Below are 11,041 nucleotides of genomic sequence, written 5' to 3' on the forward strand. Positions count from 1 at the left end.
GCCTCGGTGAAATCGATAATGCCGGGCTGCATCATCAGCCGTTGGAACTGCTCGCCCTTCTCGAACATACGCGTCCGGAGACCATCTCTGTAGCCATCGCCAGGGCCCTCCATGGCTTTGATCACGCCTTCTTTCAACGAATCCGCTTCCTGCGCTTGAAGGGCACCCTTCATCAAGGTGTATCCTTGTTTGTGGAATTCATCAATATGCTCTTGTAATGACCGTATCATTCATGACACTCCTCGTAAAAAGAATTTGTATTTATGTTTAAAGTGCAGTAAATCGGCGAATATACCGTGCGTCCTCGGAAAGGACGACGAAGTCGTTTTATCTTGCGTTCCTCTTTTGATAAGCGGCGTTCATTTCCGTACCGAAACCCTTGGCAATCCTATACCAATCCGGTCCATCCGTCGGACGGTGCATGATTCCCCAATCAACAAAAATCTAGCAGGATATATATTTCATAACCCTCCGCTTGTTCAATGCATTCTGCAGCAATCCAATACAAGGTCCTGTGAGCACTACCGATAACACCGTCACAAGACCGACAACACCCCCCAATGAAAGCCCAATCACAGTATATAACGCATCAGTTAATATCCGAATTCTCTTGTAAGGAATACTTGTCATATCCGAAATGATAAGACCCACGCTGTCCGCAGGACTGGCACCGAGCTGAGGAGAAATATAAAGATAGACACCGAATGCCAAAAAGATAGTACCCGTAAACGCTAGAATCAGCTTCAACCACAGTGACAGATCAGTACCAATAAACTGCCCGAACATATGGTTGAAAACATCCAACAATGGGCCAGCAATGATCAGCGACAGGAAGAGAGAAACATTAATATATTTCCGCTTAAAGATGACTAAAAGAACGACAATGATGGAATTCAACAGCAAATTTGCCTGTCCATAACTGATTCCTAGCTGTTTGTGTACAGCAATTGCGAACACCTGGTAAGGATCTGCACCCATATCGATCTTGTAGAACAGGGAGGCACTGAAACAAGTAATGGCAATACCTATGATGCTGATCAAAATTTTGATGATATATTGTTTTGTGAGTACTTTTTTCAATGTGCCCTTACCGTCCTGTCTTCAAGATAAATAGTTGATTACCAAATGAAAAAACCGTTTCCTTTTAACCTAGTAATAGCTTCGAGCAGAAAATAATCACCATAGATGATAGGCACATGAGTTTCCTCTTCACGATGATAAGCTACTGTGCCCCCACCAACAATGCCATCAGTTTCTACATTCCAATCACAATAGCTTTCTTCAATTGCTCTTAATATCGACAAAGCCCCATTGATATAAAGCTGCTTTTCGTATTCCCCTACATGCTCACTGATCTCCAGCATTCCACAGGCCGCACATACACCAGCGGTTGTATCCCACTGTTCTGGCTGCATTGGTGCTCGGAAATCTACACGAGGGATATAGCCCGTTTGCGAGATATTAGCTAAAAAATAATGTGCCGCACTCTTAGCAATATCGAGATAACGAAGATCACCTGTATGGCGGTAGTTCAGAGAAAACCCGTAAATCGTCCATGCCTGCCCTCTTGACCATGAAGAACCTGAAGCATAACCTTGACCAGCGGGATGCTCGAGCAATTGCCCATGCATGGGATCCAATACAGCGATATGATGAGCGGAACCGTCTGGGCGAATTAAACAATTAATCGTAGTGTCGATATGATTTTTCGCCACATGCAAATATCTCGGATCTTCACTTTCCTTGGCTGCCCAATACAATAAGGGAAGATTCATCATGCAGTCGATGATCATCCAGCCAGGGCGATTTTCGTTCCAAGCAGAGATATATCGACCATTAATGTTGTAGCGTCCAGCCAGCAGATTGGCTGCGTGCATAGCACGCAGCTTAGCCGTTTCGTTGCCAGTCAGACGGTAGTTCGCTACAGCAGTATGCAGCCACATAAAGCCTACATCATGGTGCAAGCCATTAAATTCGATCATAGCAACATCCAACCGCTGCTCTACACCAACCGCTGATTTTCGATATTTTTCATCACCGGTTGCTGCGTACATCTGCCATAGAATACCCGCCCAGAAGCCATTCGTCCAAAACGAAATATCTTGCTCACCATAATCCAGACATGTTCCATCGATAGGAATATAGGGAATTTTATCTCCCATACGATCACATTCCTGCGAAAGCTTAGTTAGGAGCTTTTCATAAACAGTATTGACCCAGTTTCTTTCCGATGAGCTGATAGGATAAGACATTATTCTTCGTACTTGCCGATCAAGTATCTTCCAATGTCAGCTACATGAGCAGTCATTGTTTTACGAAGCTCAACTGGCAACGGGCTGGAAAATGCTTGAATCTCGTATGTGAAATCACCTTTATAGTTGATTTCTTTGAGAACACGCATCATTTGATGCCAATCTACGTGGCCATAAAACGGAGCCAAATGCTCATCTGCATGACCGTGATTGTCCGCAATATGAGTCGACTTAAGTCGTGAGCCAATCTTACGCAGCTCAGCAGCTTGGTCTCTTACACTAAGGTTGGCATGTCCGAAATCCCAGCATATGCCAACGTTCGAACGATTGAAGGCGTCCGCTAGCTCGGCCAGATCTTCTCCATTGCACGCATATACATATTCATTGTCCCATTGCACCATATTTTCAAGTGATAGCCCGTAACCCAGCTTTTTAACCTCGTCCAGCATAGGACCGTAATAGTCCAAATTCAGCTGCAAATAATCCTGTCTCGAATAATTCGGCTTATGCTGATGTAACGGGTGAGTTACTGCCCATTCTGCTCCAAGTACTCCCGAGCAAACGATAGAACGCTGTACTAGCTCTCTCTCCCATCCGTGATCAGTAATTCGCGGATCATTCGGATCATACATGTGCAGATGGGTTTGCGAGAAGGTTACACCCAGCTCATCTGCGAATTTCTTGAATTGACATATATACTCATACCAGTCATCTTGCGCTATAGGACGACCTGGTCTACCCTGATCGCAGAAGTTATAGTCAAAAACCTTGAAACCCGCTTCTAGACCCTGCTCAAGACAGCTTTCAGGTGAAATAACTCCGAACTCGTCAAATACTTTGTCCAATAGATTTGTTGAAGTGGATAAACGCATAGTGTAGTCCTCCTTTTAGTAGAAGAAAAAAAATGAATGCGCACCTGGCAGCTCTTGCTGGGGTACGCATTCATTATTAAAGATATCCTCGATACGAACAACCTTGAAAATCAATGTTCTATCACCATAATTATTCAATATCAAATTCCGTCCGATGAATCGGCAGGTTAACCATAATCCTTGTTCCTTCTCCTAACTTCGAGGTGATACGTACACCAAATTCCTCGCCGTAATATAGTTTTAAGCGATGGTGTACACTGGCAAGTCCAAAGTGCTTTCTGTTGACATTAATATCATAATTACGCACATAATTCATTAAAGCATCTAGTGCTTCCTCTGCCATCCCATTCCCATCATCCTCCACTACGCATAAGAGCTCTTGTCCTTCCGTATACCCCTTAATCGTAATATGCCCTTGCTTCCGACCCTTGAAGCCATGCTTAAAGCAGTTTTCTACAAGCGGCTGAAGAATAAACGATGGCACCATTTGCTGTTGAATCTCTTCCTGAAACTCAACAGTAAACGTAATAAGATCGTCCTTCAAAAACGATTCCAGCTTGCAATAAGAGATCAGCTCAACCCCCATATCCAGGACGCCAATAAACTCTTTACTCTCATGAAGTGTATGATGCAGAAACGTCGAGAAATCTTGAATAATGTCGGTAGCTTTGTTATAGTCTTTAAACTTCATCGTCCAAATAATTGAATCTAAAATATTGTAAATGAAATGCGGATTAATGCTGTTGCGATATACACGCAGCTGCGTTTCTTTCTTATATAACCCTGCCTTATAAACCTCGTCAATTAAGTGGTCTATACGCTGGACCATGTCATCTAAGCTCTGAAACAGGTAGGAAAATTCATCCTTTCGGTCAGTCTTAAAAACCACCTTTTCATTGCTATTCTGACGATACTTTTTGATCATAGCAGAAAGCTGATAAATCGGAGCTGTTACATGGTCTAACACGCGATAAAGAAAGATCAACATCGCAACAGAAAACAGAAATGCAATGAGAAGAAGCAGGTTTCGAATTTTATAAATGCCCGAGAAAACCTCTTTCTCGAGCAGCAGCTTCGAATATTTCCAGCCGTATTTTTCAGATTCACCGCTAATTACAATATAGGACTGATCATCAATCATAACCCGCCCTCCAGTTGGTATGCCTTGGATCTTCACCATAACCGATGCGGGATCATCGTGGTCGCTACTGACGACAACCTGATTATTTTGGTCACTAATTATTTGGATAGAATTAGGATATACATTATCCTTCACTAATATTTCCTTAAACGAATATTGCAGCATATTTACAGAAAGCATTGCCACTGGGTCTTCAAAATAATTTTTCTTTACTCGCCCGGCAAGGGCTACGAGAGCAACAGAGCCGGTAGTAAGATCCCTGGTATGAATCAGTCCTGGTTTCTTCAACTCTTCTCTAGTGAAACCCTCAACCCAATAGCCGCTTTTATGCTTCACAATACTGGATTCCTCTGTAGAAACGATCACACCGCTGCGAATATCTTTTAAATATATGGAGTAAGCCTTGTAATTCGTAGAAAACAAAATATTTTCAAGCTTGGTTAAAATTCTATTATAGTTAATTTCATCTGGCTCTTTGGCTAATTCTTTAATAATTTCTTCATCAAAAGCAATTGCATAGTAGGCCTGATCCAAGTATTTGAACTGATCATCCATCTGCTTAATAGCAAAGTTGATCTCCAAATTAGCACTATGGATGGCTTTTTTCTGCAGGTCCGATTCTATTATGTTATAGATGATGATGCCCGAAACAGCCATTGCAATTGTAAAGAAGGCGATAATGGTGAAATAGGTTTTCCATTTGATTGAATAGAACATAGGTACTCCTTACGGCTAGCCAACACCAGGTGAATTTTTACTCTGATACTCCTTGGGCGTCATTCCCATATACTTTTTGAAAAGAAAATAGAAATTTTTCTGTTCCAGTCCTATCCGAGCACAAACATCACCAATTTTAACGTGAGGAGTGGACAGATGCTTCTTCGCCAGCTCAATCCGATAAAGATTCATATATTCCGTATATCCGATTTGGTARTCCTCCTTAAAGGCTTTACTCAGATAGACATAGCTCGTATTTAATTTGTTCGCTATAAACTTTAAACTCAAACCTATCTCCTCAATATGATCCAAGGAATAAGACAATGCGAGCTTTACAATCGGACGTATTTTTTGTGTTTTATTTTTCTTAACCTCGCTCGAAATAGACCTCATGCTTTCTTTCATATAGTTTTGCAGCTCTGCAAGACAAGTAATGAGCTCGAAATCTGCCAGCACGGTCTCAGGTGCATATGCATCAGCATGGACCGACAGCTCTGACGTTAATCTAGAAATGCTTTCACTGCATTGATTAATCATATGGGTAATGCTGCTGTTACCGGCCTTCCACTTCATAGACATCTTGTCGATGTATTCTGCTGCCTCAATATCCCATTCTGCTTCCATACATTTTATTAAATAAGAGGTATCCAGATAGAGCGTACTGTCCTTCTTCTTTTCGACATGCAGGTCTACCCGTATTCGTTCATAGAAGGTGACCATATCTAAACTGTGCAAAAAGCCATAACGATAGGCCTGCAGCGCACTTTCGTAAGATTCTTTCAGCTCGGCAGGCGTACCGACGTTTATTCCTACACCAATACGAACCTTTCTGCTAAATTTAAAGATTTTGTAAAGGTCTTCAAAATATATTCTATTAAGAGGCTTGTCATCAAAGATGACCCCAGTGAGCAATGTCCCACATTGCAGCAGCATAATCTTCTTTCCTGAGCTAGCTACCTCTTCTTTTAATCTGCGCATAGAGATACGTTCTCCATACCCCCGAATCACAAATGCAGTAGCTCGAGTAAAGTCCAGCTCACTTTGCAACGTTTCAAATGCTTGCTCCAGCATGGAAGGATCTACTACTCTGCTCATGAGATAGGCTTCCAGCGTAGTTGAAAGCTCCTGCAAAGCCACTAGTGAGGCAAGGGCATGAACCTCTCGATCCTTCTTGATTTGATGAGCAGCATGACGTACTTTGTCTAGCAGCTCCTTCTCTGCAATTGGCTTCAACACATATGAGAAAACACCTAATTGAATCGCCTGATGGGCATAGGAAAATCGCTCGTATGCACTAATAATAATGATCTTAGTCTGAGGCATTCGCTCGTGAATATAAGCTGAAAGTTCCATTCCGTTTCCGTTCTCCATCTCAATATCTGTAATGACAATGTGGACCTTATTGTGACTTAAAAATTCAATTGCCGACTGCCCGCTGTCAAAGGCCCCTACAACACGTGCGTTAATGGATACCCAATCTATGAGCTGGACAAGCCCATCTCGGGTTATTTTCTTGTCCTCTACGATTACAATATCAAACATTACCTTCTCCTCCGATCGAATAGCCATAGAGATGAACCCTTATAAAATGATCACCATTTAGTATACATTGCAACATAGCTCATTCTAAGCATACCTTTGTTAACGCAGTGTAATTGTTTTTAAAGCGCTTTCAATAAGTCGGTTGATTTTCAGGATGTTACGTTAATGTTGTGGATTGTGAGGGTAAAAGGCAATTTGTTAAGCTTCAAGTGAAAAGTTGGGGAAGCAAATACAAAAGAGGAGATGGAAGTTATACGTACTAGCAAATCTGAGGCATACCTATCCTTGCAACCACAAAAATCGAAAATAGCTTCGATCTTTCGGAACATGTACAAACAACGACAGCTGTTTTTTATTATGGCCATCCCATTGGCATTATATTTACTCTTTGAATATCTCCCTATGCTCAAGCTGCGTTGGGCGTTTACCAATTTCGGAGAGGTTCCTGCATCGCAGGTTTCCTATGTCGGTCTAGATAATTTCATAAAACTAATCAACTCTGCGTCATTCATGAATGCTTTCAAGAACACGATTATAATTAGCCTGATGAAGCTCTTATTCGGCTTTCCAATTCCTATTATTGTGGCGTTGATGCTGAACGAAATCAATTCAAAGCTGTTCAAAAAATCAGTGCAGACCATTATTTATTTCCCGCACTTCCTATCATGGGTTGTAATCGGAAGTATTTGGTTCCTTATTCTAGCTCCTCAAAACAGTATAAACTCGCAGCTTGCCACTCTGATGGGAGTGGAACCCACCTACTGGTTCGCCAGCAAGGAGCATATTCGAGAGCTGCTCGTATTAACTGATATTTGGGCAGGAGCTGGCTACTCAGCTATTGTCTACCTGGCTGCAATTACTTCTGTTGATCCGACTCTATACGAGGCAGCCAAGGTGGACGGTGCGGGCAAGCTATCGCAAATATGGAATATCACATTAGCATCAATTCGCCCCACCATCGTTATTATGCTTATTTTCCAGCTTGGAAAAATACTTAACATATTCGACCAGGTGCTTATTATGGCAGCTCCTGTAGTATATGAGACAGCTGATGTTATTCAAACCTATGCCTACAGAACAGGGATTAGTGAAATGAGGATTGGATATGGTATGGCTGTCAGTATCTTTAAGGCTGCAATTGGATTTACACTTGTGCTGATTACTAATAAAATCGCTAAAAAAATTAATGATGAAGGTGTATTTTAAGCTAGAAAGGAGAGTGTAGACATTGCTTATTAAACAGACTCTTGAGGAAAAGACAGTAAAAATAATATCCTACGTCGTGATGGGATTATGCTCATTGAGTGTGCTGCTGCCGATCATGTATATTTTTCAGCTCACTTTTTCAACCTCATCCGATGCGTCTTTCCGCATATTCCCTAGAGGCTTTACTCTAGATCATTATAGATATGTATTGGAAAATGAGCTCATTCAGGGACCGTTCTTAAATTCCTTGTTCGTAACCGGATGCAGTGTTATTGTGTCCATGGTGCTAACTATTGGAATTGCGTACCCTCTCTCCAGAAGAGAGCTTGTRGGTCGAAGATTTCTGAACTTTCTTATTGTACTCCCCATGCTCCTTAGCTTAGGGTTTCTGCCCAAATATTTGCTTGTAAAGGACTTAGGGCTGCTTAATTCTTTCTCGGCACTTATTTTTCCAGCTGCAATGAGCACCTTTAATATCCTCATTATGCGAAACTTTTTGGAGAGCATTCCGTCTTCACTGGTTGAGAGCGCTCGAATAGACGGCTGCTCGGAGATCAAAATTCTTTTCAAAATCATACTGCCTCTATCAACTGCTGCAATAGCAACGGTCGGATTGTTTTACATGATGGCCTCTTGGAACAGCTATTTGGAGGTCATCCTCTATATTAGTGAGCCTAAGATGCATACGTTGCAAGTTGTCTTACGCACCTTAGTTATGGAAAACTCGTTGGATTCGACCAGTACGGAGCAGACGTTATTAAAAAACATTCAATATACGACGATTGTCATAGCATTACTTCCAGTCGTGATTGTTTATCCATTCTTACAAAAATATTTCGTAAAAGGTGTATTAATTGGCTCTGTAAAGGGTTAATACAAAATAAAAATTAGAGGTGGAGCAAAATGAAAAAGGTCAAAGCTACTCTCGCAATTCTATTAACGAGCACAATGGTATTATCAGCCTGCGGTTCCAAAAGTCCAACTGACAAGCCTGCGACAGAAGGATCCGCTGAGGGAGGAAAGCTAACCTCTATCTCGCTCCTAAGCAAGGACTATTATAATAGTCCCGATGTAGCACAAATGCTGTCCGATCAGTTTAAGAGCAAAACGGGCGTTGATCTAGAAATTAAGCATGTTCCGCAAAATAACTGGGAGGATAAGGTCACTGCCTCCTTCGTTTCAGGCGACATGCCGGATATTGCCCGCTTGCCTGCTAATCCGTATCCTTTTGTCAAGCAAGACTTTCTAGTGCCTCTGGATGATTATATTAACAGTAACGAGAAGGTAAAAGCCATTATCGATGCTAATCCGAATGTCGTTGAACCATTTRAGTTTTTCGGAAAAACATACGGTATTTCTATTACGAACCAAAAGTATATGAATATGTGGCTGCGTACAGATTGGTTAACCAAGCTTGGGGTAGAGCAGCCGAAAACGATGGACGAGCTTGTCAACGTGCTGACTTTATTTCGTGACAGTGATCTAGACAACAACGGACAAAAGGATACGATTCCTCTGACCCTCTCTGCAGTGCTGAAGGATCAAGATATGTTCGCTGCTTATTTCAACACTCGCAACCAGATTTACATGAAGGATGGCAAGGCTGTTGTACCATTCCTGACGCCAGAATATAAAGAATATCTTGACTTCATGAAGAAGCTTTACAGCGAGAAGCTCATTGATCTTGAAATGCCTACAAATACGAGCTACGGCGCAGTTAGAACGAAGTTCATAAACGGTGAAGCTGGAGCCATTATTATGTGGGATGATATTTATGACTCGCTCAAGGAAGGTTTGGACAAAAACTTCAAAGGTGCAGACCTTAATTATGTGAAACCGTTCGAGGGTGCCAATGGTGTGTTCGGACTATCGTACTATGAAGCTGATTCCCCGATTGGAATTACGAGTGCAAGCAAATATCCTAAAGAAACATTTGACGCCTTCTTCACTTGGATGTTAACCGATCCAGAAGCTGTTATTTCAACTAGCCGTGGAATTGAAGGCTACCACTATGACCTAGTCGATGGCGCACTTGTTTTAAATGTCGATAACGGCGGTTTCGCTTTCCGCGGGCAATCATTCCCGCCACTAGATCGGGACTTTAAATATCCATTTGCATTTGATGATGAAACACAAACGGAATATGAGAACATTATCGAAATTGCAAAGATAGGTGAAACCTATAAAGATAAAGTAGTGACAGACCTGCCATCTAGTGAGTTTGCTCTCTATAGCAACGCTGTAGGCGATCTTAAAGCTAAAGTAACGGATCTATTCCACAATTATGTCATGGGCAAGCTTGATTACGACGGCTACGTAGCTAACTTCACGAATTATGCCAAAGAAATCGACCTTCAAGCTGTCATTGACGAAATCAATAAATAAAACGAAAGGGGAAGAGTAGCCATGTACAACCAAGCTATTCTTCCCTTCTTCTTTCTAATAACGGAGGTGCAGCATGCTAAAAGAGCTAGTGTATGAAACAACCGCATCTGGTCAAGTAAGAACGAAGCCTTTTCCAGTTCTCCCCTTAAAACAGTTTGTCCCCTTTCCACGCTATGAGCAGCGAGAGCTTTGGGCGTCAATCGATGCTCAAATCAGAAATTTAATTATAGAGCAAGCAAAACCCTACAAAAGCTTTGCCTATCCGATGCTGAAAGCTACTGATTTTATGGAATACTTCAAAAGCGGTGACCGAGCGATCTTTGAAACACCTTATTTTGCTCGCAGGCACGCTCTTTCCACCTTGACGCTTGCGGAGTGCTTTGCAGGCGACGGCACCTATTTATCGGATATCATAGATGGCATATGGTGCATCTGTGAGGAAAGCTCCTGGGTCGTTTCTGCTCATAACTTTATCTATGAGCCAGAGCCTATCAATGGTGAGCGTACACTTCCGGACATCGATATTGCTGCACTTGATATTTTTGCTAGCGAGACCGGAATGACGCTGGCGATGGTCTACTACCTTCTTAAAGACAAGCTGGATGAGATCGAACCGCTCATTAGTCGTCGAATAAAACGAGAGCTCAAACGTCGGATTATTGACCCCTTTTTGACGAGATATGATTATTGGTGGATGGGCTATAGCGACCGGCGAGATATGAATAACTGGAACCCTTGGTGCGTGGTCAACTGTTTAACCAGCATTTTACTTTGCGAGGAAGACGATGATCTTCGCAAAAGAGCGATTGTCCGTGCAATGGATATGCTGGACTATTACTTGCAAGGGATAGACGAGGACGGCGGCATCGATGAGGGAGCCACTTATTGGGGAAGATCCTGCGGTATGCTGTTAGAAGGACTAGCCC

The 11,041-nt window shown here is 42.2% G+C and carries 8 protein-coding genes and 2 pseudogenes; 4 read left to right on the forward strand and 6 right to left on the reverse strand.

All coding sequences use genetic code 11. The features are described from left to right. The 6 genes and pseudogenes from AC1DWN_RS18555 to AC1DWN_RS18580 form a co-directional block, all read right to left on the reverse strand. A pseudogene (locus AC1DWN_RS18555) lies at nucleotides 1-230 on the reverse strand (hypothetical protein); the annotation flags it as partial. Between the two features lie 214 nt (nucleotides 231-444). Continuing rightward, the gene (locus tag AC1DWN_RS18560) at nucleotides 445-1,080 is read right to left on the reverse strand and encodes a YczE/YyaS/YitT family protein (protein WP_477560391.1); all 636 of its coding nucleotides are present in this window, start codon (nucleotides 1,078-1,080) and stop codon (nucleotides 445-447) included. A 38-nt stretch (nucleotides 1,081-1,118) separates the two neighbouring features. After that, a complete protein-coding gene (locus AC1DWN_RS18565) occupies nucleotides 1,119-2,162 on the reverse strand; it encodes a glycoside hydrolase family 88 protein (RefSeq protein WP_477560392.1) in 1,044 nt (347 codons plus the stop codon). Nucleotides 2,163-2,251: 89 nt separating this feature from the next. Beyond that, nucleotides 2,252-3,124, reverse strand: a complete 873-nt coding sequence (locus AC1DWN_RS18570) for a sugar phosphate isomerase/epimerase family protein (RefSeq protein ID WP_477560393.1) — start codon at nucleotides 3,122-3,124, stop codon at nucleotides 2,252-2,254. Between the two features lie 130 nt (nucleotides 3,125-3,254). After that, nucleotides 3,255-4,982 (reverse strand): sensor histidine kinase, encoded by a 1,728-nt coding sequence (locus AC1DWN_RS18575; protein WP_477560394.1) that lies wholly within the window; start codon nucleotides 4,980-4,982, stop codon nucleotides 3,255-3,257. Nucleotides 4,983-4,997: 15 nt separating this feature from the next. Then, the gene (locus AC1DWN_RS18580; protein WP_477560395.1) at nucleotides 4,998-6,524 is read right to left on the reverse strand and encodes a response regulator; all 1,527 of its coding nucleotides are present in this window, start codon (nucleotides 6,522-6,524) and stop codon (nucleotides 4,998-5,000) included. A 327-nt stretch (nucleotides 6,525-6,851) separates the two neighbouring features. On the opposite strand from AC1DWN_RS18580, the gene AC1DWN_RS18585 reads away from it, so the two are divergent. The 4 genes and pseudogenes from AC1DWN_RS18585 to AC1DWN_RS18600 form a co-directional block, all read left to right on the forward strand. Next, nucleotides 6,852-7,730: an ABC transporter permease gene (locus tag AC1DWN_RS18585; protein ID WP_477560396.1), complete on the forward strand. Its 879-nt coding sequence runs from the start codon at nucleotides 6,852-6,854 to the stop codon at nucleotides 7,728-7,730. A 22-nt stretch (nucleotides 7,731-7,752) separates the two neighbouring features. Further along, nucleotides 7,753-8,604 (forward strand): carbohydrate ABC transporter permease, encoded by an 852-nt coding sequence (locus AC1DWN_RS18590; protein WP_477560397.1) that lies wholly within the window; start codon nucleotides 7,753-7,755, stop codon nucleotides 8,602-8,604. A 29-nt stretch (nucleotides 8,605-8,633) separates the two neighbouring features. After that, the gene (locus AC1DWN_RS18595; RefSeq protein WP_477560398.1) at nucleotides 8,634-10,115 is read left to right on the forward strand and encodes an extracellular solute-binding protein; all 1,482 of its coding nucleotides are present in this window, start codon (nucleotides 8,634-8,636) and stop codon (nucleotides 10,113-10,115) included. A 73-nt stretch (nucleotides 10,116-10,188) separates the two neighbouring features. Continuing rightward, nucleotides 10,189-11,041: pseudogene (locus AC1DWN_RS18600) on the forward strand (hypothetical protein); the annotation flags it as partial.

The sequence above is a fragment of the Paenibacillus sp. P4_A7 genome (assembly GCF_056402455.1).

Coding starts and splice junctions, on each gene's coding strand:
- AC1DWN_RS18565 (WP_477560392.1), bottom strand. CDS start 2,162: ATGGGAGATAAAATTCCCTATATTCCTATCGATGGAACATGTCTGGAT.
- AC1DWN_RS18570 (WP_477560393.1), bottom strand. CDS start 3,124: ATGCGTTTATCCACTTCAACAAATCTATTGGACAAAGTATTTGACGAG.
- AC1DWN_RS18575 (WP_477560394.1), bottom strand. CDS start 4,982: ATGTTCTATTCAATCAAATGGAAAACCTATTTCACCATTATCGCCTTC.
- AC1DWN_RS18585 (WP_477560396.1), top strand. CDS start 6,852: ATGTACAAACAACGACAGCTGTTTTTTATTATGGCCATCCCATTGGCA.